This window comes from Rheinheimera sp., from assembly GCF_965283995.1.
Taxonomy (GTDB): domain Bacteria; phylum Pseudomonadota; class Gammaproteobacteria; order Enterobacterales; family Alteromonadaceae; genus Pararheinheimera.
In genome coordinates, this window is record NZ_CBDIQG010000001.1 from 2,406,621 (window position 1) to 2,433,013 (window position 26,393).

The following is a 26,393-nucleotide window of genomic DNA, read 5'->3' on the forward strand; positions in this document are numbered from 1 at the left end:
GTCTAAGAAAGTTTCGAGACAGAGCGCCGCATTGTAGTTATGTACTCTCTGCGCTAAGGTAATTTAAATACCTATTACTGGCGGGCAGTGCTGCGCAGAGACATCAGTGGTGTTTTGCAGACGTTGCCCGGCTCTTTCGGAAGCACAGCTCATGATTGAAGCGCAATGGTTCATGTTTCTGCTGGCTGCTGTGGCAGTTATTTCTACTCCTGGCCAAGATATGTTGCTGGTCATGTCGAGATCGATAACCCATGGAACGAAAGCGGGTATAGCGACAGCGGCAGGTGTGAGTCTTGGCTTACTCGGTCACACATTGTTGGCGACAGCAGGTCTTGGGGCTTTACTGCGTACCTCTGAGTGGTTGTTTACTGCAATAAAGCTGGTTGGCGGGGCCTATTTGTTGTACTTAGGTATTCAGCTACTGCTGACACGCAGTGCACAGATTTCTGCCGAAGCATCTCAGCCGCAATCGCTGACCCGGCAATTTATCACGGGCGCTGCCTCCAATATTACCAACCCAAAGATTGCTGTGTTCTATTTTGCCTTTCTTCCGCAATTTGTCGTGCCGGGCGCTACGAATCCAACATTGTCGATCCTGGCCCTTGGACTGGTGTTTGCCGCGTTGACGTTCCTGATCAAAGGGCCTGTGGCGATTTTTGCCGGCAGTCTGTCGGTCTGGTTTCGTGCAAAACCAAAGGCACTGATTTGGCTGTATCGTTGCAGTGGCATCATCATGATCGGCTTAGCTGTGCGCTTAGCGTTCGCGCGCAAAGACGTCTAATCGCGCTTGACGGTGCTTCAGTAAAGTTATGAGTTTTTGTGTTTTGTCGCGCTGAGGCAATCACTGAGATTCGGAAAATACGCTGGCCACCACGTGGCGTCCCCCCAGTTTCATGTCCGCAGTTCGCTCATAGGTAATCACCAACCGTTCAAATGCGCTGCGCGTTGTCGTTGGCAATTGCCAGACTCAGAGTGACTCATACCGGTCATGCCATCCGGCCACTAGATGACCAACAGTAAGCCCCTGCAACCCAGCCACGCTTTTTCGTTGTCTAAGACTCCCAAACCGTCAGTCGTCCCTTGTTGATTGCCGGCACTTTGCCGAACAGCGACACTGCACCTATCGGATATATGGCAAAGAGACAACCTAACCTGTTGGATTCTTTGGAATTATGAAAAATTTCATCTGGGAATACACCACTATGCGCAATATTACTGTTCGTAAATCCGTTGTTGGTCAAGCAGTCGCCTGCGCTCTGTTGCTGACCGCTATGTCGGGCCTGCAGTCAGCACATGCGCATGAATATACAGCGCTTATCGACGCGAAAAAATATGCCGAAGTTGAGACGGCTGTCGCCGCAAAACTCGCCATCGAGCCAAATAATGCCGATGCTTTGGTTGGCAACATTGATTTAATTTTGCTTGGGGGCAACGTGAAGCGTTTTGACGACGCAGCCAAAATGGCGGAGCAATGCATAACGCACAACCCGAAAAATTCTGAATGTCATGAAGCGCTTGGCAATGTGTTGGGTTCCAAAGCGGAAAAAGGCGACATGATGGATGCTGTGGGTTCGCTTGGCACCATTCGCGATGCTTTTAAGACAGCGATTGCACTAGATCCGGCCAACTATAACGCTGCCATGTCGCTGACGTCGTTTTACCTGGAAGTGCCGGGTTTAATGGGCGGCAGCACGTCCAGCGCGAAAAAGCTGATCCGCGCCAGCCACCAAACTAACCCGGAAATCGCAAAATTACTGCAAGCAAAATTCGATCTGTATGACGAAGAGTTTGAAAAAGCCTGCACAGGTGCTTTGGCTGTCAACACTGACAATAACACTACTCTTGTGAAGCTGCAGCGCGACCTGTTAGTAGAAATCGGCTTGACATTAAACCGAGAAAAGCAGTTCGCCGACGCCGAAAAAGTCTTGTTAGCTGTGGTGCAGCACCACCCGGATTCTGCTCCGGCTTATCTTGGGCTTGGTCGGTCGTTACTGGAACAAGGCAAACCACAAGATGCCCTGTTATCGTTAGAAAAGTCTCTGCAGATTAATGCGACAGCGGCTGTCCATTACCGGTTGGGCCAAACCTGGCAGGCATTGGGCGACAACAAGAAAGCGGTCGCTTCATTTGAACAAGCATTGGCGTTCATGCCGCCATTATCGGCAAAAAGCCGTGAAGATGTGGAAGACCAGTTAAAAGCATTAAAAAACCCTGGTTTCGGCTCGAAATAACCCGCGGTTGCAACGATTTTACTGACATCTTGGAGTCACAACATGAACGAAGTTCCCAAATATCAAATTTATGCGCTGCGGGCCATGTATTTATTGGTGGTCATCGGACTTTCTTTAACCCTGTGGCCAAGTGTATTCGCCGCAGAAAAACCGTTCGCCACATGGGGCAGTGCCCAAACGGTACAGACCTCGATGATGGGCGCGTTCTGGTTATTATGCGCCTTGGGCATTCGTTATCCATTGCAGATGTTGCCTATCCTGATGTGGGAACTAATTTGGAAAACGATTTGGCTCGTCACTGTACCGTTGCCTTTATTCCTCAATGGCACCTTCGATGACAAACTGATGCCCAATGTGATTGCGATCGGCATGGTGGTGTTGGTTTATCTGGTGATGCCCTGGTCTTATGTCTGGCAGCATTATGTGAAACAGCCGGGCACACCATGGTTGAGCCCGAAGTCAGCAGTGACGAAGTAATCAATAAAGTCAGTGTTGTAGCAGCCGCCGGACACACGGCTGCTGGTTTTTACAGCCATCCTGTTCGTTAACAAACCTGAGTGAAGTGCATCATGAAAAAAGCGCTGCGTTTTATCCTGCTTGGCCTCACGTTCTTGGTCACGCTGTGTGCAGGTTTATTCGTTTATTTCGTTTATACGCCAGACCCCGAGGAGCCGCTACTGACCGGTACGCTCACAAAAGCCACCTTGGCGGTGAACGGCGAAACTTATACTTACCGGTTATATCTGCCGAAGGATTTGGCCAAAGACGCACCGCTGGTGATGGTATTGCATGGCTCTGGTCAAAATGGCGCGCAAATCCGCAGCGAAACCGGCTATGGCTTTGAACGTCTCGCCGATCAGCATGGATTCGCTGTCGTCTATCCAAGTGGTAAATCCTTTGACTGGAACGACTGCAGCAAAACCGGCGACTTTCTGGTGAATGGGCGTGAACTCGATGACGTGCACTATCTGAATACATTAGTCGACACGCTGATTGCCGCACATGGTTTTGATCAACGCCGGGTGTTTGCCACTGGTGTGTCCGCGGGCGGCTTTATGTCATTGCGCTTAGCGCTGGAATCGCCGGATCGGTTTCGCGCTGTGGCTGCGGTGTCTGCCAATGTCCCGGCGCCCGACAATTTCAAATGTAAGCCGGTCGAGCAAGGTGCTTCTGTGATGATGATGAACGGGACCGCCGACACCATAGTGCCTTATAGCGGTGGTGAAGTTGAATTGTGGGGCATGTTTTTTCAAAACGGTCAGGTCTTATCTTCAGCAGCGTCGGCAGAGTTTTTTGTCACACAGCATAAGCTGCGACTGGCAGCAAAACGTGAAGTTCCGCTGCCCGGCGTGAAGAATGTGCAGAGTATGCAATGGCAGGATGACGGCCGCTTTGAAGTCGAACTGGTCACCATCGTGGACGGCGGGCACGGCATGCCACAACCCTATTGGCAACGGCCTCGGATCTTAGGCCCATCGCCGATGGAACCCAATGGCCCGGAGCTGATTTGGCAGTTCTTTGCGCGGCAGAAACTTTAACAAAGAGGATGTTGTCAGAACGCTCAGGCGTTTTACCAAGCGGTGTCTGCTGGACAAATGCCGCTGTTTCTTATAGGGAAATCAGGATTTTTATGTACTTCAAACCCTTAAACACAGTAGGTCATAGCGCGTGTCAGAGACACAGCCGTATCGCTGCAAGCCATAGAGTTTTCTGTTTATTGGCATTGTTGATGACCACCATCTCTTGCTCCAGTGCCTCGGATGCCCCGCCACAACAGGCACAGCCAGCGCCGCTGTTACAACCCAAAATCACCGACCTTGCCGGCGAAAAAATTGAATATGCAGCGCTTCGCGTTGCCAAGCCACGCGCCACACTTATTTTTGAAAATGGTTTGATGCTTGATCTGAAGACCTGGGAAGGCGTGGCTAAAGGATTAAGTAATTGCTGTGATTTGCTGTTCTACAATCGCCCTGGTGTCGGGCGCAGTGAATCAGAACAAGCAGCGCTCAGCCCGGCGTTGTCGGCGGCCAGATTACAACACCTGATCCAACAGCAAAAATTGTCGCCGCCATATGTGCTGATTGGGCATTCGCTGGGCGGGCAATATGCGCAGGTGTTTACCAAACGTTTTCCGCAACAAGTGGATGCCCTGTTATTAGTCGACGCGCTGCCGCTTGGATTGGTGAAACCTGTCACTGAATTTCCATGGTACACCCGGGCAGGTCTTTGGGTATTTGCGCCAAAAGCCACGCGTCTGGAAATCGCCAACATCAACAGCATGGGCCAATATCTGCTGCAACATCCGGCGACCTTCAGCAAACCGATGATCCGGCTGGTGACCCAAACGGCAGCACCGCAACCCAAATCAGCAGGTTTAGTCAAAAATCTGTTAAATGGCGTCATCTATGCCGAAGATTTTGGCGTCTGGGCACTCGACCCTGAAGCCGCAGAGCAGCGGATGGGGACAATCTATCCACAGGCCGAAGTCCGCACTATTGTGGCAAATCATCGGGTACAGGAACAAATTCCAGGCGCGGTGGTGGACGCAATTTTAAGTCTGATCCCAAAAGGCTAGCGTTCACTGATTAGTGTTCAGTGATCATGGGCGACTTTCCGGGCCTGATCCATGCATGTATGCATATCGATTAAAGCCGACTATTTTTAATCAGCCCTTGCTGAAAAGGGCTGCGCTGACCGTTTCTAACACGCAGAAACTTCAGGTTATTTGGTCGCAGGCTTGAGCGCACTGTTGTCTGGTAAAAACACTAGCGCAGGATCGGTTGTTGTATGTGTGTGCGGCTTCGGTGCAATACAGGCTTTCCGCGCATCTCAAAGGACGGCCTCCAGACAATGAATCTGCTTGCGTCGCAGAGTTGCTTGAAGATATGCTCGTCCTTTATTCACAAAGTTTGTGCAAAACCAAACCATAGTTAAGGTGAATGGCTAGTGCAGGTTAAGTATGTGATGTTGTTGGTAGCTGGCGAGCAGATGCAAGAGACTGTCCGGCAGTTCTTGCCTGAATCTGCAGCCTTGCAACTCATCGTTGTGAATAACAGCGCCGACGCTATCGCGATACTCAAACAAAAACACGTCAATCTGATCTTAACGGAAATTGAGATCGGTGGCATTGATGGCTGGCGCCTCGCGCGGTTGGTTAGAGCCAACGTGTTGAAATGTGAAGAAAAAACCCCAATTATTCTGCTTAGTGCTACTTACTGTGAACGGATCACTGAAACGACCGCCCGGGCTTATGGCATCGATTTGGTACTGCCAAAAGAGCAGATCGAGCAAATACCGCAAATTGTTGCGCGTTTTCAACAAGCTGAACAACGCTTACAACAGCGTCAGACCATTTTGATTGTCGAAGATGATGCTGATATCGCCGAATTGGCGAAAAGAATTGTGCTGCCAAATTATGACGTTGAGATCGCAGTCACCGGGCCGCAAGCCGTCGAGATGTACCAGCGTAGCCGCAGTTATGCATTAGTGTTGCTGGATGTGATGCTGCCTGAGCTGAATGGTCAGGAAGTATTAGCTGAAATTATGCGGCTGAATCCGAAACAATCGGTCGTCGTGATGACAGCGCATGGCGGCATTGAATTAGCCGAGCAAATGATGCTGCAAGGCGCCGCTGATTTTGTGAATAAGCCGTTTCGCGCAGAACAACTGCGCCGTGTGATTGACGTCGCAGCGATGCGCGAAGATTTCCTGATCAGTAACGAACAATTTAAGCAAAAAGTGCAGCAACTGGCCGGCAGCGAAGAGCGCTACCGCGACCTGTCGGAAGTGCATCAGCGCGTCCTCGATCACGTGTCTACGGTGTTAATGGAGCTCACCAGCGATGGCACTATTAAGTTTGCGAACCGGGCCTGGTACGACCTGACAGCGCGTAGTGCTGTGGCCGACCCCGCATCCTTTCTGCATTTTTTGCGGCCGGCAGATCAGGCGCTGGTGCAGGCTCAATTGGCCGCGATATGTGCAGGCGACCTTGAACAGTGGCGCTCGGAACTGCAATTGGCGCAGCCGAGTTTTTGGATGTCACTGAATATGGCGGCGCTGCCTGATAAAATCTCAGGTGTCACCGTGACTTTAGAAAACATTGATGAGCGGAAAAAAGCGGAGCAAGAACTGCAACATCTGGCGTTGCACGATCCGCTGACCGGCCTGTACAACCGCCACTTCAGTGATCGAGAGCTGATGCGCATTGCGGCGCTGGCCAGCGACCAACAATCCCATGCCTTAATGTATATTGATTTGGACCATTTCAAGGTGGTGAATGACTCCCATGGCCATTCACAGGGCGACGCTATTTTACGCGAAGTGGCCAACAGGTTAGCAATGGGGCTCAGCGCTGAAGATTTGTTATGCCGGGTTGGCGGTGATGAATTTGTCGTGATATCACCTGCCAAAACCTTAGAGCAGGCCAACGAATTAGCCACGCGGCTTTGTGTTGCGCTAGATGCGCAACCCTATCGCTTAATGGATAAGGTGTATACCTTAAGCTGCAGTATTGGTGTGACCATTGTTGACGGCAGCCAGCCCGATGCCCAAGTCTACTTACAACAAGCAGATATCGCCTTGTATGTTGCCAAGGCCAAAGGCCGCAACAGAGCACATTGTTATAGCGTCAGCGATGCAGCCAGTGACAAGTTGCGCAACTCGTTACAGTGGGCGCAGCAGTTACGTGAAGCCATAGTGAACGATCAAATTGTCATGCATTTTCAACCCATTATGTGCGTGCGTACTGGCGAGATAGTCTACTTCGAGGCCTTAGTCCGCTTAAATTTAAACGGTCACATTGTCTACCCCGGTGAGTTTATTCAGGCGCTGGAACAGGTCGAAGACATCAATCTGTTGGATCATCAGGTCATTGGTAAAACCATTGAGATGATGAGTTGTCATCCGGTGTTGAAAAAAGTCGCCATCAACCTGTCAGCGCAGGCGTTTCGTGACGAACGTCTGGTACCCTGGATTGAACAAACGCTGCTGAAGTATCAGGTCGAACCCAGTCGTGTGGTGTTTGAACTGACAGAAACCGCCAGCCTGAACAATATTGCCGGTACCTGCGCGATGTTTAATCAATTGAACCGATTGGGTTGTGAATTTTCTATCGACGATTTTGGTACCGGATTTAGTACCTTCAGTTACATCAAACAACTGCCCGCCAGCAGCATTAAAATTGACGGTTCTTTTGTCAAAAACATGCATCAGGACACGATGGATTTTGTGCTGGTCAAAGCCATGGCCGAAATTGCGCATGCACTGGGCCGCAAATCGGTTGCTGAATTTGTCGAAAATGAACAAATTCTGACCTTGCTGCAACAACTCGGTGTCGACTATGCGCAGGGTTACCATATCAGTAAACCGATGCCGATTGATCTTCTGGAAAAGACTTTCTAATTCATAGCCTTACTTAGTGCGTCTGCTGTAATTTTAACCACTTCTGTGATATACCCTATAGCTGAGGTAACAGCACCTCGGTACGATTCATAAGGTATATCCAATGCATGATCTTTCAGTGGAGCAAGGACAGCGGATAGACAAGGAATTAGTGACTTATGCCGATCTATTGGTCGAATATTTAAATATATTGGGTGTTGAATATGTGTTTGGCGTGCCCGGAGGCGCGATAGAGCCACTGTTTAATGCACTAGCCCGCAGTGAAAGACGCGGCGGCGTGCGCGCAGTGGTTGCCCGACACGAAGCCGGCGCAGCATTTATGGCAGACGGTTACGCCAGAGAAACCGGCAAATTGGGCGTCTGCTGTGCGACCACCGGTCCAGGCGCCACCAATTTGTTGACCGGTGTTGCCAGTGCCTACGCAGACAACGTGCCGATGCTGGTGATCACCGCCCAAACGCCATTGCCAAAATTCGGCCGGCGCGCTTTGCAGGATTCATCCTGCGCAGCCATCGACATTGTCGGTATCTTCCGCCACTGTACCCGTTATAACTCTTTGGTTAGCCACCAGGAGCAGCTGGAAAACAAACTGATCGCGGCAGTGATGGCCAGTAGCCGAATTCCGGCCGGGCCTGTGCATATCTCAATACCCTCCGATATTTTGCGTGCCGATGCCGGCTATTTGCCAAAAGTAAAACCAGAACTGTTGACACAACAATTCCAGCTGACCGATAAGGTCGGGTTGGAAAAACTGATCCAGGAATTGTCTCAGGCCAAGCATATCGCTTTGTTTATCGGCGACGGTTGTAAAGATGCGTCTTCCTCAATCATGCAACTTGCAACATTGCTAAACGCACCGTTTGTATCAGGTCCGATGGGCAAACGCTGGGTCGACGAAACGCACCCGCTGTACCGGGGCGTGTTCGGTTTTGCCGGCCATAGCAGCGCTGCTGAGCTGTTGTCTGATGTCGATGGAAAACTCGACCTGGTGCTGGCGATTGGTGCTGCGCTGGGAGAGCTCGGAACCAGTGGCTGGTCGGAAGAATTGATTAATCACCGGCTGATCCATATTGATTCGAGTGTTGAACATTTCACCCGTTCACCAATGGCCCGCCTGCATGTCTGCGGATCTTTGCCGGCCATTTTTAAGAAGTTGGTCGATGAAGTGCAGCAAGCACAGAAAAAATGGGGGAAATGCTGGCCGGATTTTGGCGGAGTTGCCGACCTGAATGCACTGGGCGGTCGCAGCGTCTGGCGCGATGCGGATGCGATGACACATAGATCCGTGCCATTAAAACCACAAACGTTGTTTTGTCACCTTGCCCGTTCGCTACCGGTGGATAGCCGCTTCTTTGCCGATGCCGGCAATGCCTGGGCCTGGGCGATCCATTATTATCAACGTCCCGAGTGCAACGGCAAATTTCATATCGCGATGGGACTTGGTTCCATGGCTTGGGCTATTGGCGCCGTTATCGGTTCGGCGCTCGGTGATGCCAGCCGTTCACCGCATATTTGTGTCACCGGCGATGGTGCTTACCTGATGAGCGCGCAGGAAATCACCGTGGCAAAACAACAAAACCTGCCAATTTTGTTTATCGTACTCAACGATGGCGTGATGGGGATGGTGATGCATGGTCAGCGTTTGGGCAACGCCGAAGCGGTTGGATTTGAGCTCGGGCGCGTGAATTATGCGCAAATGGCCCAGGCTATGGGTATAGATGCCGTTGTGATTGAATCGTTCGAGCAGCTACAGCTTATTGATCTAAATAGTATCTTTTCTGGCGATGGCCCAACCTTGCTGGATGTGCGGATTGATCGGGAGGAGATCCCACCGATGCTGTCACGCGTGCAAAGTCTGCAAAATGTATCGATGACACCGGGCGGGTAGTGCAGCTTGTCCGACAGCCATCGGGCTATAACTCAGCATTGCTCCACCAGGCTTTTGGGCCGGTGGAGCTCAAAGTGTGTGATGCGGGCCATACAGCGTTAAAGTTCCCGCTCAGGCACAGTGCGCGGCGCTATCCCATCGTAACGGACGTCCTGACACTGCAGTGCCAGGAAACTATGTTGCGGTTGCTGCAATTGATCGATATAACAGGCCGTGACGCCACTTGCCACACAGAGATTTTTAATCCGGTAAACATCGTCCGGTGTAAAACCCTGATCTGACATGAACGCGGCAGTGTAGCCACCAATATTGATACCCATGCCATAGGTCGCCAGTAAATAGTCTGAAAGCTGATTTGCCAGCGTCAGATGCGGGCCATCGGCAAATCCCAGAGCAGTCGTCATGTTGCGGTGGGGCTCTATCCGCTCATCATGGCGGGATACAGGGCGGGCAAAGCCAATGATGGCAGGTTTGCCGTGACGAAGTGGCACACTGGACACCAGCTCCTCTAACGTCATGCCGGCTTGAATTTGTTGTACTGTGCGCTGAATGAACTGCATGGCCAACCTGGAAGTCAGGCTGCCGCCATAAGCGCGGGAGTCGGCGGCCAGACAGCCTGCCGCTGTTGCCGCACTCGGGCTGGTCTGCATTTGACCGGCAAAAGCACCCACCTGATTGCACCAAATCCGCGCATCAGGATAACTCATCACCATAAAGTTATTTTCCAGCCAACAGGCCAGTTCAGCACTGATCAGGCGTCCGGTTGCGTTCAGCACCAAGACCTGCATGTAGCTCTTTTGCATAAACAAATCATGCAATAACGAGTACTGCCGGATCTGCACATCGTCGCCACCAACCCACTTCCCAATTTTGGTGACAATGCGGCCGCGGCGGGCGTCCCATAAGGCGTATTTATTGGTCTTGTTGGAATTCATAGTCGTCATCCGACAGTAAAGGCGAGTCTGTGATCGGTCTGTGGGTTTGTTCCATACCATGGGCCAACAAACCCGGTGCGCGCAGCAGCTGAAACAGCCCAATACTTTCGCGTTTACCGATACCCAAATCTAAACAACAAGCCGCACATAAACCGACGTCTAAGATGCCTTGCTGCTGCGACTGCCAATGCGACTGCAGTTGCTCGCATAGCCGCAGGGCCGGGCCTGCGGCCGGCAAACTGCTGAGCTGTGCCAGTAAGCGTGCCTGAAGTGGGTCAATGCCGGCATACACCTGACCGAAACCTGCCGGTAGTGGCTGTTGCGCCGGTTGGAAATCATTCTGTGTCAGACAGTTTTGCAGTGCTTGCCAGGCTTCGGCAACCGCTGCGGCCCCTTGACGTTCGCCCCCCAGCACTTGTAAACCAATCGGCAGCAAATGTTCTGGCCGTGCTTTGCTGATGGCTGCAGTCATCACTGCGCGGGTGGCCGGATGGCGTGGGCCGGCATTACACAAGGCGATCTGTAACCGTGTCAGTAATTGGGCTTGTGCTGCGGTTGGCAGCTCGCCGGTCAGTAATAAATACAACACGTCGGTAAAGCTGCGCTTTTGCATCAGTTCGACTAGTTCATAGCCGAAAATGTGTTGCTGCACCGCTCCATAAGGATTATCTGCCGCCGCGACTTCTGCGGTGATTTGTGTACTGGCTTGCTTGGCGTAAACAAAGTCTTTAGTCATCTCAGAGTTGCCAGTTATAGCTAACCTGAAGGTGCAGACTACGGCCTTCCATCAGGAAATCGTTACTGATAGCGGTGCCGCTTGGCTCATATACTGATTTATCGAACAGGTTTCGCACTGAGGTTTTTACCCGCCAAGGACTGCTGCCCGGTTGGTAATTCAGTGACAAGTTCCACAGTTGGTAGTCAGCCAGTGGCGCTCGTGTGTCGGTGGTGGCTCTGCGCCGATCAGCAATCCAATGTGCCCAGCCCGACACTTGCCAGTTGCTGTTTAAGTCATAATAAAGCCGCAAAGATGCCGATTTACCGGGAGCGTTGGCGACTCTTTGGTCTGTTGCGGCATTGACGGTGTTTTGATAGGCAAAGTTGAAGTCGACGCGCCACAGTGCTGCTGGTCGATAAGTCCATTCAAATTCTGCACCTTTGCCATCCAAATCAAAGACGTTTGCTGTTTGCAAAAACGAAGTACCAGGGACTGGTGCTTTATCAATTAAATCTTTCGCTTTGAACCGATACATGTTGAGGACTAAGTGATTGTCAAAGTTCAGTTGATAATCAAACACCAGTTCCGTTGTATCAATGGTTTCCGGATCCAGCGCCGGATTACCCAGAGCCGTTGGGTTGTTTTGCAGGAACAATTCATTAAACGAGGGCGCTCTGAACGCACTACCGTATAAAAGCTTGGTCGTTAAATTGTGTGCGGTATTCCACACCACAGCCGCGCGTGGGTTGACGGTTGAGCCGAAATCAGAGAAATAGTCATACCGCACCCCATAGGTGATTTCCCAATCTGAGGCTAACTGCCAGATATCCTGCACACTCAGGTGGCGGTTGGTGCGGCTGACCGGCTTGACATAGATGTAATCGCTGCCGGTTAAATCTGTTAAGGTCCCGTTGACTGTTGGGGTTTTCCCATCAATGACGCCGGGCCCAAAATTCTTATACTCACGCGGTGTCAGCTTTTGTTCGAACCAGCCAAGTTCAAAGCGTATTTCGTGATCTTTCACCGCTTTGTAATTCAAGATGCTGTTAAAACGGCTGTCTTTGTGATTGCCGTGTGGACTGCCGATGTAGCCGTCGGTGAAAGTCACGAGGCCATTGGGTTGGGCGAAATTGATGTTGCCATCAGCCCCAATAGGTAATTTGGCACCGGCAGGGAAGAGGACAAAGTAGGTTTCGCTGCGGGCGTCCATATAGGACAGATCATTGGTCCAGGTTAAATGACTGCTGAGATCCTGCGAATGCGTGAGTTTACTGCGATAGTCGCGGAATTTTTGATAACCCGTGGAATCCAATGCTTGTGCACCGCCGGGGCCTAAACCACCATCGCGTTGTTGCCACCACCATTGTTCCCATTTCCAATTCTGCAATTTGGCGCTGGTGTGGGCATCAATAATATCGTAGCGGGTCGCTAAAGTGCCGGGCGCTTTCGACACAGCGGTACGGAATATCCGGTCAAATACCGTTTGTTGATCCGACTTTGCTACACGGTCTGGATCGCCATCGGACTGTTGATGTTCGAGGGCAAAGCCTAATTCAATATCTTGCCATTCCCCACCCGTTTGCAGCCAGACGTCACGGCTGGCAAAGCTACCCACGCGCATCCCGGCATTCGTGGCAGTTTCAGCTAAGTTTTTGGTGACAATATTGATCACGCCTGAGAAGGCATCTGCACCATAAACGGCGGTGCCGGGGCCGCGGATGACTTCAACCCGTTCTATCACGTTGGCTGGAAAGCGAAACGTATAAGGTAAACCACCGGAGAAACTGTTTTTAAACTCAGTGCCGTTCAGTAGCACTAAAACTTGCGGATTAAAACCAGTTTGAATGCCCCGAATCGAATATACGGAATCTAACCGGCTGATGGTCGAAGGCGAAATATGCAGACCTGGCACCATTTCGAGCACTTCATCGAGATGGCTGGCGCCCATTCGGGCAATGTCATCAGCGGTTATTAATGTCGTCACGGCCGGAGCTTTGTCTATGCGCTTCTTCGTGCCGGTGGCAATGCTGACGACGTCGACTTCACCATAAAAATCGTCCAGTTCATTTTGTGCCATATCCTGGTTGACTGCCATGGCGCCAAAAGCTGAACTACCCGCCATCCAAATCATTGCGCGAACGAACAAATTAAGCTTCATGAAATGTTTCCTTTAAGCCGAACCATCTTGCGCTGCAATACAGAGTATCAACATGAATCGATTTAATTGTCCAGAATCTATTGATTTATATAGAGTTATGTTTTTGATATCGGGACTCGAACGATGAAAACAGAACCCTGATCCAACTGACTCAATGCCGTGACTGAGCCACCCATTAATTCAACAAATTGCCTGGTGATGGCTAAGCCCAGGCCTGTACCACCGCTGCGCCGGCTTTGACTGCCATCAACCTGATAAAAGGGCATAAAAATATGTTCCAGTTGCTGTGGATCTATACCGCAACCAGTGTCGGCAATACTGAACTCACAGTGATTGCCGTCTTCGTGTACACGTAAAGTAATACGGCCTGATTGGGTGTATTTGCAGGCGTTGCTCATCAGGTTGACCAATACTTGCAGGAGTTTTTCCCCATCAGTCCACAATTCCAACCCTTTGTTGCTGATATCCAGCTGCAATTGATTGCTCTGCAGCAAGGGTTTGATCAGGTCGACGCACTGCTGGATCACCTGCGACACGCGTACCTGGCTCAGGTGTAGCTCCATTTTACCAGCTTCAATTTTGGAAAAATCCAGCAAGCTATTGATCATCTTTAATAAGTTTTCTGCATTACGTTGCGCCCTGTTGAGGTCGTCAGTCAGGTCTGCGTAGTCAGTAAACTCAAGCTGTTCGTTGACCAAATCAATATAGCCAATAACTGATTGCAGTGGCGTGCGTAGTTCATGAGTAATATTGGCCAGAAATTCAGATTTGTGCCGGCTGGCGGTCAATGCTGCATCCCGCGCAGTGGTAAGCTCCCGGGTCCTGATCTCAACCAGCGTCTCAAGTTTGTGCTGGTGTATTCGAAGTGCTTCATCGCGTTCAATAATAGCTGCCGCCATCTGCTGATAGGCCTGACTGATATGCTGGATCTCTGAGCTACCGCCGCTGACTGGCGAGCTGGCCTGGCGTAAGAAATCATCACTTTGCATCCGCTCTGATAACTGCCTGAGCGGCAAAGTGGTTTTTTGCACCCAATTGCTGATAAACCATAAAATGATCAGGGCAGCCAGAGCAACAGCCCCGAGGCTAATCAACAGACTATTGCCAATTTGCTGTTGCAAACGTGCTTTGCTGAATACCAGTAAGGCATAGCCCAATGGCAAACTTGAAGGGGCATCCAGTGACAGCTCAGCTTCCGCATGCTCGGCACCTGCCTGTACCTTGACAGCGGCGGCCAGAAATACCAGCTGATCAAGTTGCCAAATCCGTATCTCATCTGTGGCTGGCTCTGCCAACAGACGCTTGAAAGTGTCGGCTGTTTTTGTGTCACCATGCCATACCAGCAACTGGTTTTCTTTGCTCCAAAGGCCCGCGCCGACAAAGTCGGGAAATGTCTTCATTTGCTGCAGCACTGGCTCAGCATTTACAGTACTGCCGGTTAACATGGCTAACACCGATTGTTCGGCAAAAGAACGCGCCAGTTGTTCAGTATTCGACAGCATCTGCTGGTTGGAAAACCGTGAAGTCAGCAACACAAATAGCACGCCGAGCGTGCCAACCAACACCAACATGCTTGGCAGCAGCAGGCGCAGTAATTGGCGCATCAGGGTTGGTTTAACAGTGTGTGGCATTGTCTACTTAACGGTCATCTGAATGTAATCGGAATTTGGCGTAAAACTTCCTGTTTATACTCCATGCCAATATGCGCTGCGGTGCGCAGATTGACTGCTAGCTGCACCTGTTGCAGCGGTATTACGGTCGCTGCAGCTTTTCCTTGCTGCAGTTGTTGCACCAAGATGACCAGTTCACGGCCTAACTCAAAATGGTCGGGAAAAGTTGAGAAAAGAGCGCCGCGCTTGGCGTGTTCTGGTTTGCTAGAAAACAAGACGATGTTGCGCTCCCATGCTAATTCAAGCACTTGGGGCAAAATAACTTGTTCATTCGCGGTGATAGCATCGAACGGTAACCAAACTGCGTTGCTGGCCGGATCGATACTTTGCAATAGGTCCTGATAAGTTTTAACCGCATCTTTCAGGTCTTTTACTTCGTCCGCGATGACTTCGATACCAAAATCAGAGGCTTGCGCCACCGCGATTTGGATCAGCCAGCGACTGGAGTCGGTGTGCACCACATGGACTTTTTTAATGGCCGGAGCAAGCATTTTTAACGAGGTGAACAAAACTTTCGGGTCGGTCAACAAGCTGATGCCTGCGATGCCGGCAGGTTGCAAAGGCAGAGCACTGACGACGACATTATTGGTTTGTTGAATTTGTTGTGCGACTTGATAGCCACTTTTACCCAAGGCAATGACCAGATTGGTCGGATCCCGCGACAATTCTTTTGCAGTGTTTTCTAAAGGTGATTTGCCATCAAGCGGATAGAGCTGCAGCCCATCTTGTTGTTGATGTTCAATGCCGCGGATGATTTGCTCAAAAATTTCATTGTAGGGCGCTTTGACTTGCGTATAGACCACCGTCAAATCAGCAGCGAGCGGTTTGGCCACAGCCATCATCGCTGATATCAAAATGCTGATGGTATAGGCAGCCTTACGACGCATAAAATCCTTTTGACTCAGCAATTTTCACACGCCAATCGAGCATGATTAAAGTGTCATTTTGAACTTAACAGCCAATATTGGGCCAGAAAGTATCCATTTGTCAAAAAATCCTGCAAGATCGCGACTAGTTCCAACTTTATCTGAAATATTAGCTACTTAGCTTTGCGTGAAACTTCTGGATTCAGCTTGCCTGCGCTTCGCGCAAAAGTCTGGCGCCTAAGCAGACTCACGCCCAGCAGATGTGGCCCGGCTTTGTCGCCAGGTTTTGTCGCAGGGGTCAGCGGAAAAGCTTGATGTCTCAGCGGCGTCTTTGCCGTTTTACTACTTTTTTCATTGTTTCTGCGAAGTCGTCAGTTCAAACTATTATAATGAGAACCAGTCGTATTTTTAGCTCCAGGAACAGCCATGCCTTTTTATTCCGCTGATTTTATTAAAGAAATGCCAAAGTCTGATTTACATCTGCATCTGGATGGCAGTCTACGTCTGGAGTCGCTGATTGAGATGGCGCAGCGCAGCAAACTAATCCTGCCTTCGAATACGGTAGAAGGGATGAAAGCCCTGGTGTTTAAAGAGCGCTATAACAATTTAGGTGAATACCTGCATGGTTTCCAATACACCTGCGGTGTGCTGCGCGATCTGGAAAATCTGGAGCAAGCGGCCTACGAACTGGCGCTGGATAACCAGGCCGAAGGCGTGAACTACATTGAAGTCCGGTTTGCGCCACAGTTATTGATGGATCCGGCAATCGGGATAGATTTCGACCGCATCATGCATACGGTCAATAATGGGCTGAAACGGGCCATGCATGAATACAATGCACATGATCAGGTTCAGCATGGCCACAGACCGCCTTTTGCTTATGGGATTATCAATTGCGCGATGCGCATGTTCAGCGGCAAAGGCTTTTCACCTTATTACACCAACCTGTTTCAGTTGATGCGTGATTTTGAGCCGATGCAGGTGATTAAACTGGCGGCGATGGAACTGGTACGTGCCAGTGTGCGTTTACGCGATGAAGCGGGGATCCCGATAGTGGCACTGGATTTGGCCGGACAGGAGTCCGGTTTTCCGGCGCACAATTTTAAAGAAGTGTATGAATATGCTCACCAGCATTTTTTGCTGAAAACTTTGCATGCCGGTGAAGCTTACGGCGCAGAATCGGTGTTTGAAGCTATTACTGAATGTTATGCCGATCGGATAGGCCACGGTTATTCCATGTTTATCCCGGAAATGATCAAAGATCCGACAATCGTCGATAAACAGAAATATATCAAAGAGTTGGCCTCATACATTGCCGATAAACGTATTGCGATTGAAGTCTGCCTGACGTCAAACCTGCAAACCAATCCGGCGATCACCGACATCAAACAACATAAGTTTAAAGATATGCTGGAAAACCGCATTGCGACGGTGATTTGTACTGACAACCGGCTGGTGTCGAATACCACCGTCAGCCGCGAGTATCAGCTGGCCGTCGATAATTTTGATATTCCGCTGAAACGCCTCAAAGACATGGTGGCATATGGTTTCAAAAAGAGTTTTTTTCCGGGCAGTTATGTGGAAAAACGTGAATATGCCAAGCAGTGCCTGAATTACTTTGATGTGGTGTCACGCAAGTACGGTTTTATCAATTAAGTCTGCTTTTTCGCACAATACAAAAGCGCCATCCGGCGCTTTTGTGCTTTCTCATCACCAACGCTGCTGCTGTCTGGTTTAGCCGATAAGCGGTAGTTCAGGCCGGAATGTGTATATTTCGTGGAAAGTGATGATGTTTAAATCATTGAAATTAATGACAATTATCCTGATTTTCCTTGCGATGGTAAAACTGTCGCAAAAAAGATACATGGTAAGTTATTGATTTATATGTGAAAAATATTTGTCTGCTTTTTGCTGTCGCTAATTAGCAACAGATCCTCAGATCCCCACAGCGCCGCCCCAGCGATCTTATGGAGTTAAACCTAATAAAAGTGTTTTAAAACAATAACATATATATTTGTTTTTAAGTTGGCACGCCGTCTGCATATAGATTATCAAGCAGGTAAATAACGCAAGTGATACAGCGAGTTCCACTTCCGTTTTTTACCTGAAACCAACGGTAATCACAGTCTTAAAACCGGTCAGAATCCGGTGATGTAATGAGGTGTAAGATGGACACATTTTTAATCGCAGCAGCAGCTTTCTTCGTGGTTAATGCCTTTGTGTTTGTAACTTATCTGCGCAAAATCGACGTCAACGGTGAAGCCGTACGTAAACTGGAAAAGGCGCAATTCACAGACGCATATAACCGTCAGGCAGCAAAAGTGCGTAAAGCACGTACAGCTGGTGTGACAGCAAACGCATAAGCGGCAGCGCTTTCAGAAAGAACCGGTCAACTGACCGGTTTTTTTTCGTCCGCAGTTTGCTGCTTTCACATAAACTGCAACGCACAAAGCAAGAACTACTCAGACCTGTGATCGGGCGACGATGAACTGTGATAGGCTATTCTGATAACAATTTTGAAACAGACATGGAGGGTTTTGCATGCAACGATCTTCGTTCCGCTTGCGCTGGCAATTTGGATTTTGCCTGTTAAGTCTGAGCATTCTGGCGGCCTGTGGCGGGGGCGGAGCAGACAGCAAGCCCACAACACCGCCCACACCACAAAATGTTGCGCCTGTACCGGGGACAAATACATTCCAACTGAACGAAGACAGCAGCCTGCAAGCGCAGCTTAGTGCCAGCGATGCTGACAATGACGCGTTGAGTTATCAGCTGACCAGCCAGAGTCAGGCGCAAGGCCTGGTGACACTGCAACCGGATGGCCGCTTTACGTACCAGCCGACCGCTGATTTTGCCGGCGAAGCCAGTTTCTCATTCACTGTCAGCGACGGTAAAAATACGCCAGTCGCTGCCACTGCAAGGCTCAGTATCCAAAACGTCAATGACCTGCCAGTGGCTCTGCTGCAGCAGTTTTCCGGCCAGGAAGATGTGGCTGCGAATTTTCAGCTCAAGGCGACTGATGCGGACCAAGACCCGCTGACATTCGCTTTGCAAAGTACCACGCCCGCCAATGCTGGTGTCACTGTCAGTCCCGCCGGTGCCATCAGTCTGAAACCGACAGCAAATTTCCACGGCAAAATCGCGCTACAAATACAGGTCTCTGATGCCAAAGGTGCTGCAGTGCCATTTCAGGCGGAGATCACGCTGGCGCCGGTCAATGATGCCCCAACATTAACGATGACAGCACTTCCTACACCTTTGGATGCAGGACGTAGTTACCCACTGCAGTACAGCATCGAAGATGTCGATGGAGATGCTGTAGTACTGAGTAATACGCAACCAGAGTTATTCCGGCTGAATACTACTGCGACAGGCGCAGCATTACAGGTGCTTGCGCGCACCACGGCACTTGACACCGAGTTACTCCTGCAGGCAACGGACTCACAAGGTGCCACGACACAATTCAAACAAAAGGTCCTGCTCGCGATCCCCAATGGCAATAACACGGGGCGTACCTTAGTCGGACCGGTGCAAAGCAACCGGTTAAATCTGGTCATTGTCGGCGACGGGTTCACCGCCGCAGAGCAACAAAAACTGCGGGAGGCCGCGGTTAAATTCAGCCAGATATTCTTCAACAGTAAAGAAATAGGCACCCACCGTGATGGCTGGAGCCTGCACGTGCTGGATGCGGTCTCTGCGCAAAGCGGCGCTGATGATCCGTCGACAAATACTAGCGTTGATACGCTATTTGATGGCAACTTTGGCTGCGCCGGTATAGACCGGTTGTATTGTGTCAATGACAGCAAAGTTTTCAGCTACGTCTTGCAGCACTATCCACAGTTTGATTTTGTACTGGTGGTTGGCAACAGCACAAAATATGGTGGCGCTGGCGGCCGGCTTTCAACTTATACACTGCATGACAGCGCTGTGGACGTTGCTATCCATGAACTGGGGCACACCTTTGCCCGTCTCGCCGATGAGTACGTCGACGACGCCACTGCGCATTTGTATTTACCGGGTTATTGCGAAAACTGCTATGCCAATATCACGCAACTAACTGATTTAACTCAGGTGAAATGGCGGCACTGGTTCAGTGATCCTTCAAAAGTACCCACACAGCCCGGCCAGACCGGTGTTGGATTGTTTGAAGGCGGTTATTACAGCAGCAAAGGTTTTTACCGGCCCAAAGATAACAGTTTTATGCTGGCGCTTGGCCAGCCGATTGGTGAAGTGAACGGTGAAGCCTGGGTCAATCAGCTGTACCAGAACATTGGCATGTATCACAGCCGGCAGCCGCAACAGCAACAAGTCGTGCAGGCGCGCGGCCAGAATCAGCAGTTTTCGTTTGCGCTGTCCGTTGGCAGCGCTCAGCAAAAAGTGCAGTGGTACTTAAATGGTCAGGTCATGCCGCAGTTTGAGAACAAAACCGACATCAGCTGCTGTCAGGACCAACAACAGAATTACCAGATAACCGCCGTGATCACCGATATCAGCGGTTTAATCAAAGCGCCAGCGCTGGTTAGCAAAGAGGTTCAATGGAATGTTCAAATCCAATAAGTTCGTCAGTGTGCTGGGCCTCTATCTCTGCGTTGCTGCACCGTTAAGCGCTGCTGAGTTTTGGGTGGTCAAAGTGGCTTTTGATGCCAATGGCAGCGAAATTCAACAAATACAACGGGTACAGATCCCGGATGGGCAACGCCGGACCAGCCAACTGAGCCAAACCGGCGCTGTGACGGTCAGTCTGAAAAATGCTGACGGCAAAGTGCTGCAGCAAGTGTCGATGGATGATCCGCGCATCATCCGGGTGCCGATGCTGCCGGGGTCGGCGCAAGGTCATCAGTTTGTCGTGCGTGATAAAGGTGATTTCATGCTGGTGCTGCCGGCCCAACCGGATGCCAGTTTGTTGCATCTGCAATGGGCAGAAACGCCGGGCCAGCCGGTTCAGGCAAGCAGCCCGCAACAACAGCTGTCGTTACAGCAATTTGCCACTGAACTGCAGTTAAAATAAGCCGTTGTCAGGTCGTGCCGACAAAACTACAGAATTGACCGTGAGTTGTCGCATACAAATCCGCTATGATAGGCGCCAGAGTCCCAGACCGGCGCCTGTTGCGCCTGATTGATGCGGAGCCTTCGGCATGCGAAGTCCTATCCAGCCGGCCTCATTGCGGCAATTTATCTTATTAAGTTTTTTCCTGGCGTTGATCCCGCTGGCGGTATTGTTATGGCAGAGTAACAGCGCCTTGTCGGATGTCAGCCGGTTTGCTGTGGCCGAGGCGGAGTCTTCGGTCGACAGTGTGAAACGCGCCGAGAATATGCAAAACCTGGTGATTGATATCGAACGGGCGGTGCGCCAGTTCGGTATTTTACGCACCGATTCTTTAAGCCGGCTGGCAACCACACATTTAATGAATTATCAGCAAATGCTGCAGCAGGTTTGTCTGGATCTGGACGCGCCATTGCTGTGTCAGGCCCAGGCCGCGCAAGTCACTACGTTATTGCAGAATTTTCTGCATGCCAGTAATGAAGAATTATCACCGACCTTGCTGACGCTCAGGCAACAACAGCAGCAGCTGACAGAGCAGATCTGGCAGCGGCTGGAGCAACGGCTGCAAACGCAGCAAAACTTTGTCGTGGATGCGCAAAATCAGTTGGCCTGGCAATCGGTGACGCTGGTGGTATTGACCCTGTTGTTAGTGCTGTGGGCGCAAGCGCGGATCGCCTCACCAATCAAACAACTGGATACGATGATCCGCTCTATCGGTCAGGCCAGTCATCATTTTCCGCATGAACAAGTCGTCGGGCCACGCGAGCTGACCGAGCTTGGCGAGCAGCTGCGCTGGCTGGCTTCGCGGTTACAGCAGCTGGAAGCGTTGCGGCTTATTTTGCTGCGTCATGCCTCACATGAACTGAAAACACCGTTGTCCAGTATCAGAGAAGGCTGTGCTTTACTGAGTGAACAGCTGGTGGGCCCGCTGAACGCGCAGCAGATGGAAGTGGTGACTCTGCTCAATGGCAGTGCGGACCGGCTGAGTCAGCTGACGGAACAATTGCTGGATTACAACCGGTTGTTACAGCAAGCAAAACCTGAATTTGGCTGGCATGACAGCACGCAGTTATTGGACAGTTGTTTTGCCGATCATGCTCTGTCGTTGCAACAGCGCCAGCAATTTATCCAGCTGGACTGTCAGCTGCCGCGGATTTATACCGACGCGATGTTATTTCGGCGTATTCTGGATAATCTGATTAATAACGCGCAGGCCTATGGTGGCGAGGGTAGCCCGGTGTGGGTGATCTTGCGGCCACACGAAAAATTTATGTTATTGGATGTGGCGAATAACGGTACGCCAATCCCGGCAGAGCTCAGAGCCAAGCTGTTTGAACCGTTTCAACGCGGTAAAGCACCCCGTTTTGACGCGGTGCAGGGCTCCGGTCTGGGGCTGTCGATTGTGTCCGATTGCGCGCGATTATTGGGGGGCATGGCTGAGATTGTCGATGTGAATTATGCCGACGTCTGTATTCGTGTCCGCCTGCCTATGGTTGAGGAATAAGTATGAATAAGTGGACCCTGTTTGGGGTGAGTCTACTGCTGGTCGGTTGTCAGGGTGTGCCGGCGCCATTGCCGGTGATCTTAAAACCAAAACCGGCGCCAGAAAAAGTAGTGGAACTGCCAAAAGAACAACCGGCACCGGTGAAGCCGCAGCTGGCGTTGTTAGATGACGCAGCGACACTGGGTGCCTGGCAAAGTTATCGCGGAGATGTGTTGCAGATGAACGGTGCACAGCGCGACGCTGTAGCCAAAACTCTGGAAAAAACGCCGGTGGGCGAGTTACAGAGCCTGCTGTTACGCATTCATCCCGACACACCTTATGCCGTGCGGTTTCGGGCGCAAAATCAGCTTAGTGAACAGCTGAGCCGGCTGCCGGCCGGACTCGCAGCATTGCTGCGCTGGGACTACGCCTTTAACCAGAAACTGCTGGAGTCAGAATCTGCAGTCAAAGCGCTGAGCCGGCTGAATGGTCAGCAGCAGGACAATCTGGATAAGCTGCAAAAACAAAATGCCGATTTACAGAAGAAAATTGAGGCGTTGACCCAAATCGAAGCCAAGCTGAACCAGTCAGGCGGAGGTTAACGTGACAGGCACCAACACAGGTAACAATGCCCGTTTATTGCTGGTTGATGATGACCCGAGTTTATTACGGCTGATGACACTGCGCCTTGAAGGTGAAGGTTATCAGGTCATTTCCGCCGACTGCGCCGAAACCGCACTAACGTTGCTGGCAAAACATCCGGTCGATGTGGTGCTCAGTGATTTGCGCATGCCGGGCCTCGACGGTATGGCGCTGTTTGATGAAATCGCCAAGCGTAGTCCAGGGCTGCCGGTTGTGTTGATGACGGCGCATGGTTCAATTCCGGAAGCGGTCGCCGCAACACAGCGCGGTGTGTTTGGTTTTCTGACCAAGCCACTGAACAACGTCGAGCTGCGCGATATTCTGCAAAAAGCGGTGAATCAATCCCATGTGCCAAGCAAAGACAGCTGGCGCCAGGCCATTGTTACGCGCAGCAAAACGATGGAACAGGTGCTGGACCAGGCGTATCGGGTAGCGCAACGGGATGTCAGTGTGCTGATCACCGGCGCCAGCGGTACTGGTAAAGAGTTGCTGGCGAATGCGATCCACCAGGCCAGTCCCCGCGCCCGGCGCAATTTTGTCGCGATTAACTGCGGCGCCTTGCCAGAACATTTATTGGAATCCGAGTTATTTGGTCATGCCAAAGGCGCCTTTACCGGTGCAGTGACCGAACATGCCGGCTTATTCCGTGAAGCCGACGGCGGCACTTTGTTTCTCGATGAAATCGGTGATATGCCATTGCCGCTGCAGGTGAAATTACTGCGGGCTTTGCAGGAACGACAAATTCGGCCGGTTGGTAGTGCCAAGTCTATTCCGATTGATGTGCGGGTGATTTCTGCCACGCATCGCGATTTAAAGCAGGCGATGCAGGAACAGAGTTTCCGCGAAGATTTGTATTACCGGCTCAATGTGGTGAACCTGCAATTGCCGACGTTACGTGAGCGGGCTGAAGATATCCCCTTGCTGGCGCGCCATGTGTTACAGCAAAGCGCAGAACGTCATGGCGTGCAGGTCAACCGGTTTTCCGAAGATGCGATGCAGGCACTGGTCACTGCACAGTGGCCGGGTAACGTGCGCCAGCTGGTGAACGTGGTTGAACAATGCGTGGCACTGACCAGCAATCCGGTGGTCAGCCTGGCACTGGTCAGCCAGGCGCTGGAACAAAACCGCAGTTTCTGGCCAACGCTGAGCGAAGCCCGTGACCAGTTTGAGCGGCAATATCTGGTGCGGGTACTGAAAATGGCCGAAGGCAATGTCACCCGGGCGGCAGAATTGGCTGGCCGTAACCGGACCGACTTCCACAAGTTACTGAAAAAACATGAATTAAGTGCTGCACAGGTATCCGAGCAAGGCGACGATCCGGAATAACGCAGTGATAAGTAATCACGTAGTGAGACAGAAAGATGCACGACAATTTTGAAACCGAACCCGCCGTCCTCAAGGCCAAAATTACCGGCGAAACGGCGCGGATCCACTGGCATGAATTGCAGAAGTTTTATGCCGCCGGCGCAGTGATTGAAGTGGTCGCCGGCCTTGATTTAGTCGAAGTGGCCTATGCCTTTGCCATTGATGACAAAGCGTTGGTAGGAGGCTGGTTACAATCAGGTCAGGTGCAACGCGTTGAGGACGCCCGTGCCAGCCACTGGCATCAGCAGAGCGCCGAATTATGGGCCGTGGTGGTATCGCCCTGGGTGTTGGTGCAGGACAAACATATTCATTAGGGTTTGTTGTGCTTTGCTGATGTGGTTTTAGATCAACAGGCCTCTGGTGTCTGCGCTTTGTCCAACTGGGGCGATGGCCGGCCGGTAGTATTTCCAACTACACTGCAATATCAGCAGTATCGGTGTTGGGAGAGACGTTCGCGATGAGTGAGATCAGGGGCCTGCAAGCCTGGCTGAAATTAATCCTGAACCAGCAAATGCCGGCACTGGATTTGGTGGTGCAGCAAGTTTGTCAGCTGGATGAACGCAACGAAGGCAATGCCGATGATCTGGCAAAGATTGTGCTGCGGGATGCCGGCCTGACCACCAAAGTGTTACGTGTCGCCAATGCCGTGCATTACAACAGGTCGGGCAAGCCGATCCAAACCGTATCCCGCGCTATTATCCAGGTGGGTTTTCTCGAAATCAAAAACATCACTTTGGCCAGCAGCCTGATCGACAGCTTTTTACAAGGCAAGCCGCGCCAATTGTTGCTGCAACAACTCAGTCAGTCATTTCACGCCGCTGTTCAGGCCCGGGCGCTGGTACCGCGGGCCGATGCAGCGAAGCGTGAATTGGTCTTTATTGCCGCTTTATTGCGTCATATCGGTAAATTGGCCTTGCTGGCCACACGCGAACCGGTGGCAGAGAATTTTGTCCGTGAATGCCGCGAATATCCTGACGATGAACATGCCATTGCGATGAAGTTTTTGGGTGTTGGCATCGACCATCTGAGCCGGGAACTGGTGAAAGAATGGAAACTCGGCGACTTTATCCTGGAAGCGGTGCAACAAAGTGTGCCAAGCGGTTCTGTTGGTGCACTGGTTAATCTGGCCGACAGTATCAGCGTGCACCTCAGTGCTGGCCTGCAAAGCGCCAAAATGCTGGAAAATTGGGCGCAAGTGGCTCAGATCTGCCAGCTGACGCTCGAAGAAAGTCAGCAGCAGGTGTTGCTGATGGCCGAAGAAGCTGCGCTGACTGCCAATCAATACAACGCTGAAGGCCTGGTGCCGTTGTTGCCAAATCGGGCGCAAATTCTGGCGCACAGTGAAGAGCCGGAGCGCACCGGCTATGAATTCAGTACCCAGCTGAATACTTTGCTGAAATTACAACGGGTCAACGACAGCTTGTCGCGGCTGCTGCATGCCACCGTGATTTGTCTGCAGGAAGGCGTCGGCTTGCCGCGAGTAGCGCTGCTACTGATGGATTATCAGAGTAAAAGTTTTGCGCCTAGTTATGTTGCCGGCCGGGACACCCAGCTGTGGCGTAATCAGGCCGCTATTTCGCTGGAACAATTGCACAAAGGCGAAGTGTTGTACGACTTGCTGCGGCAGGACCAGATGTGTTGGCATAAAAAGCAACAATGCGCGCCGGCGCTGGGAGCCTTGCAACAGTTTCTGCCTTATGACGGCGATTGTTTTGTCGCGTCTGTGCGCGTGGATAAACGCTTATTTGGCTTGTTATATGCCGACGCCGCCGGCAAAAGTCTGGATGAGCGTCAGCAAACAGAATTTGAACTGACAGCGCAATTGTTGACGTTGTTATTGCAGCAAAGTGAAGCCAAAACCAGCGAATAAAAAAAACGGGGGACGGCGCAAACGTCCCCCGCAAAGTCACTGCAGAACAGCAAACACCCAATCAGAGACTGGGACTACCGTGGAGTGGATCCCTCCATGCACCGGGCAAGAATCGGTGTGTCA

Annotated in this window: 21 protein-coding genes; 16 read left to right on the top strand and 5 right to left on the bottom strand. The window is 51.2% G+C overall.

Annotation, left to right across the window (positions count from 1 at the left end):
- Window positions 1-172 precede the first annotated feature (172 nt).
- The 7 genes from ACQ66Q_RS10860 (at window position 173) to ACQ66Q_RS10890 (ending at window position 9,519) form a co-directional block, all read left to right on the top strand.
- On the top strand, window positions 173-781 hold the full coding sequence (locus tag ACQ66Q_RS10860) for a LysE family translocator (protein WP_430458550.1): 609 nt from the start codon (window positions 173-175) through the stop codon (window positions 779-781).
- 391 nt (window positions 782-1,172) lie between these two features.
- Entirely contained in the window at window positions 1,173-2,231 is a 1,059-nt protein-coding gene (locus tag ACQ66Q_RS10865; protein ID WP_430456816.1) for a tetratricopeptide repeat protein, read from the top strand.
- 42 nt (window positions 2,232-2,273) lie between these two features.
- On the top strand, window positions 2,274-2,708 hold the full coding sequence (locus ACQ66Q_RS10870; RefSeq protein ID WP_430456817.1) for a hypothetical protein: 435 nt from the start codon (window positions 2,274-2,276) through the stop codon (window positions 2,706-2,708).
- 92 nt (window positions 2,709-2,800) lie between these two features.
- Window positions 2,801-3,769: an extracellular catalytic domain type 1 short-chain-length polyhydroxyalkanoate depolymerase gene (locus ACQ66Q_RS10875; RefSeq protein WP_430456818.1), complete on the top strand. Its 969-nt coding sequence runs from the start codon at window positions 2,801-2,803 to the stop codon at window positions 3,767-3,769.
- Between the two features lie 191 nt (window positions 3,770-3,960).
- Window positions 3,961-4,806: an alpha/beta fold hydrolase gene (locus tag ACQ66Q_RS10880; protein ID WP_430456819.1), complete on the top strand. Its 846-nt coding sequence runs from the start codon at window positions 3,961-3,963 to the stop codon at window positions 4,804-4,806.
- A 371-nt stretch (window positions 4,807-5,177) separates the two neighbouring features.
- Entirely contained in the window at window positions 5,178-7,631 is a 2,454-nt protein-coding gene (locus ACQ66Q_RS10885) for a two-component system response regulator (protein WP_430456820.1), read from the top strand.
- Between the two features lie 103 nt (window positions 7,632-7,734).
- The gene (locus ACQ66Q_RS10890; RefSeq protein ID WP_430456821.1) at window positions 7,735-9,519 is read left to right on the top strand and encodes a thiamine pyrophosphate-binding protein; all 1,785 of its coding nucleotides are present in this window, start codon (window positions 7,735-7,737) and stop codon (window positions 9,517-9,519) included.
- A gap of 98 nt (window positions 9,520-9,617) precedes the next feature.
- Here the strand turns inward: ACQ66Q_RS10890 and ACQ66Q_RS10895 are convergent, their stop codons facing one another.
- The 5 genes from ACQ66Q_RS10895 to ACQ66Q_RS10915 all read right to left on the bottom strand — a co-directional run bounded on the left by ACQ66Q_RS10895 (window position 9,618) and on the right by ACQ66Q_RS10915 (window position 15,887).
- Window positions 9,618-10,454, bottom strand: coding sequence for a hypothetical protein (locus ACQ66Q_RS10895; RefSeq protein WP_430456822.1), 837 nt, complete (start codon window positions 10,452-10,454; stop codon window positions 9,618-9,620).
- A complete protein-coding gene (locus ACQ66Q_RS10900; RefSeq protein ID WP_430456823.1) occupies window positions 10,432-11,190 on the bottom strand; it encodes a citrate/2-methylcitrate synthase in 759 nt (252 codons plus the stop codon). Before ACQ66Q_RS10900 ends, ACQ66Q_RS10895 begins: the two co-directional genes overlap by 23 nt.
- Before the next feature lies 1 nt (window position 11,191).
- Entirely contained in the window at window positions 11,192-13,330 is a 2,139-nt protein-coding gene (locus ACQ66Q_RS10905) for a TonB-dependent receptor plug domain-containing protein (protein ID WP_430456824.1), read from the bottom strand.
- A 95-nt stretch (window positions 13,331-13,425) separates the two neighbouring features.
- Complete coding sequence (locus ACQ66Q_RS10910) at window positions 13,426-14,961, bottom strand: sensor histidine kinase (protein ID WP_430456825.1); 1,536 nt, start codon at window positions 14,959-14,961, stop codon at window positions 13,426-13,428.
- Window positions 14,962-14,975: 14 nt separating this feature from the next.
- Complete coding sequence (locus ACQ66Q_RS10915) at window positions 14,976-15,887, bottom strand: ABC transporter substrate binding protein (RefSeq protein WP_430456826.1); 912 nt, start codon at window positions 15,885-15,887, stop codon at window positions 14,976-14,978.
- 405 nt (window positions 15,888-16,292) lie between these two features.
- Here ACQ66Q_RS10915 and ACQ66Q_RS10920 point away from each other — a divergent pair, with 405 nt between their 5' ends.
- From ACQ66Q_RS10920 to ACQ66Q_RS10960, 9 genes are all read left to right on the top strand, one after another.
- Window positions 16,293-17,522 carry an adenosine deaminase family protein gene (locus tag ACQ66Q_RS10920; RefSeq protein ID WP_430456827.1) on the top strand — a complete coding sequence of 410 codons (1,230 nt, stop codon included), beginning with the start codon at window positions 16,293-16,295 and terminating at the stop codon, window positions 17,520-17,522.
- 512 nt (window positions 17,523-18,034) lie between these two features.
- Window positions 18,035-18,229 (top strand): hypothetical protein, encoded by a 195-nt coding sequence (locus ACQ66Q_RS10925; protein ID WP_430456828.1) that lies wholly within the window; start codon window positions 18,035-18,037, stop codon window positions 18,227-18,229.
- 178 nt (window positions 18,230-18,407) lie between these two features.
- On the top strand, window positions 18,408-20,423 hold the full coding sequence (locus ACQ66Q_RS10930) for a M64 family metallopeptidase (RefSeq protein WP_430456829.1): 2,016 nt from the start codon (window positions 18,408-18,410) through the stop codon (window positions 20,421-20,423).
- Complete coding sequence (locus ACQ66Q_RS10935; protein ID WP_430456830.1) at window positions 20,407-20,874, top strand: hypothetical protein; 468 nt, start codon at window positions 20,407-20,409, stop codon at window positions 20,872-20,874. Before ACQ66Q_RS10930 ends, ACQ66Q_RS10935 begins: the two co-directional genes overlap by 17 nt.
- Before the next feature lie 127 nt (window positions 20,875-21,001).
- A complete protein-coding gene (locus ACQ66Q_RS10940) occupies window positions 21,002-22,414 on the top strand; it encodes a sensor histidine kinase (protein ID WP_430456831.1) in 1,413 nt (470 codons plus the stop codon).
- A 2-nt stretch (window positions 22,415-22,416) separates the two neighbouring features.
- Window positions 22,417-22,995 carry a hypothetical protein gene (locus ACQ66Q_RS10945; RefSeq protein ID WP_430456832.1) on the top strand — a complete coding sequence of 193 codons (579 nt, stop codon included), beginning with the start codon at window positions 22,417-22,419 and terminating at the stop codon, window positions 22,993-22,995.
- Window position 22,996: 1 nt separating this feature from the next.
- Window positions 22,997-24,361, top strand: coding sequence for a sigma 54-interacting transcriptional regulator (locus ACQ66Q_RS10950; protein WP_430456833.1), 1,365 nt, complete (start codon window positions 22,997-22,999; stop codon window positions 24,359-24,361).
- Between the two features lie 35 nt (window positions 24,362-24,396).
- Window positions 24,397-24,714 (top strand): DUF2288 domain-containing protein, encoded by a 318-nt coding sequence (locus tag ACQ66Q_RS10955; RefSeq protein ID WP_430456834.1) that lies wholly within the window; start codon window positions 24,397-24,399, stop codon window positions 24,712-24,714.
- Window positions 24,715-24,857: 143 nt separating this feature from the next.
- Window positions 24,858-26,270 (top strand): HDOD domain-containing protein, encoded by a 1,413-nt coding sequence (locus ACQ66Q_RS10960; protein WP_430456835.1) that lies wholly within the window; start codon window positions 24,858-24,860, stop codon window positions 26,268-26,270.
- Window positions 26,271-26,393: the final 123 nt, after the last annotated feature.

What these genes read in the sequence shown, in the direction of transcription:
- ACQ66Q_RS10860 (WP_430458550.1), top strand. Translation starts at nt 173, where the DNA reads ATGTTTCTGCTGGCTGCTGTGGCAGTTATTTCTACTCCTGGCCAAGAT.
- ACQ66Q_RS10865 (WP_430456816.1), top strand. Translation starts at nt 1,173, where the DNA reads ATGAAAAATTTCATCTGGGAATACACCACTATGCGCAATATTACTGTT.
- ACQ66Q_RS10870 (WP_430456817.1), top strand. Translation starts at nt 2,274, where the DNA reads ATGAACGAAGTTCCCAAATATCAAATTTATGCGCTGCGGGCCATGTAT.
- ACQ66Q_RS10875 (WP_430456818.1), top strand. Translation starts at nt 2,801, where the DNA reads ATGAAAAAAGCGCTGCGTTTTATCCTGCTTGGCCTCACGTTCTTGGTC.
- ACQ66Q_RS10880 (WP_430456819.1), top strand. Translation starts at nt 3,961, where the DNA reads ATGACCACCATCTCTTGCTCCAGTGCCTCGGATGCCCCGCCACAACAG.
- ACQ66Q_RS10890 (WP_430456821.1), top strand. Translation starts at nt 7,735, where the DNA reads ATGCATGATCTTTCAGTGGAGCAAGGACAGCGGATAGACAAGGAATTA.
- ACQ66Q_RS10895 (WP_430456822.1), bottom strand. Translation starts at nt 10,454, where the DNA reads ATGAATTCCAACAAGACCAATAAATACGCCTTATGGGACGCCCGCCGC.
- ACQ66Q_RS10900 (WP_430456823.1), bottom strand. Translation starts at nt 11,190, where the DNA reads ATGACTAAAGACTTTGTTTACGCCAAGCAAGCCAGTACACAAATCACC.
- ACQ66Q_RS10905 (WP_430456824.1), bottom strand. Translation starts at nt 13,330, where the DNA reads ATGAAGCTTAATTTGTTCGTTCGCGCAATGATTTGGATGGCGGGTAGT.
- ACQ66Q_RS10910 (WP_430456825.1), bottom strand. Translation starts at nt 14,961, where the DNA reads ATGCCACACACTGTTAAACCAACCCTGATGCGCCAATTACTGCGCCTG.
- ACQ66Q_RS10915 (WP_430456826.1), bottom strand. Translation starts at nt 15,887, where the DNA reads ATGCGTCGTAAGGCTGCCTATACCATCAGCATTTTGATATCAGCGATG.
- ACQ66Q_RS10920 (WP_430456827.1), top strand. Translation starts at nt 16,293, where the DNA reads ATGCCTTTTTATTCCGCTGATTTTATTAAAGAAATGCCAAAGTCTGAT.
- ACQ66Q_RS10925 (WP_430456828.1), top strand. Translation starts at nt 18,035, where the DNA reads ATGGACACATTTTTAATCGCAGCAGCAGCTTTCTTCGTGGTTAATGCC.
- ACQ66Q_RS10930 (WP_430456829.1), top strand. Translation starts at nt 18,408, where the DNA reads ATGCAACGATCTTCGTTCCGCTTGCGCTGGCAATTTGGATTTTGCCTG.
- ACQ66Q_RS10935 (WP_430456830.1), top strand. Translation starts at nt 20,407, where the DNA reads ATGTTCAAATCCAATAAGTTCGTCAGTGTGCTGGGCCTCTATCTCTGC.
- ACQ66Q_RS10940 (WP_430456831.1), top strand. Translation starts at nt 21,002, where the DNA reads ATGCGAAGTCCTATCCAGCCGGCCTCATTGCGGCAATTTATCTTATTA.
- ACQ66Q_RS10945 (WP_430456832.1), top strand. Translation starts at nt 22,417, where the DNA reads ATGAATAAGTGGACCCTGTTTGGGGTGAGTCTACTGCTGGTCGGTTGT.
- ACQ66Q_RS10955 (WP_430456834.1), top strand. Translation starts at nt 24,397, where the DNA reads ATGCACGACAATTTTGAAACCGAACCCGCCGTCCTCAAGGCCAAAATT.
- ACQ66Q_RS10960 (WP_430456835.1), top strand. Translation starts at nt 24,858, where the DNA reads ATGAGTGAGATCAGGGGCCTGCAAGCCTGGCTGAAATTAATCCTGAAC.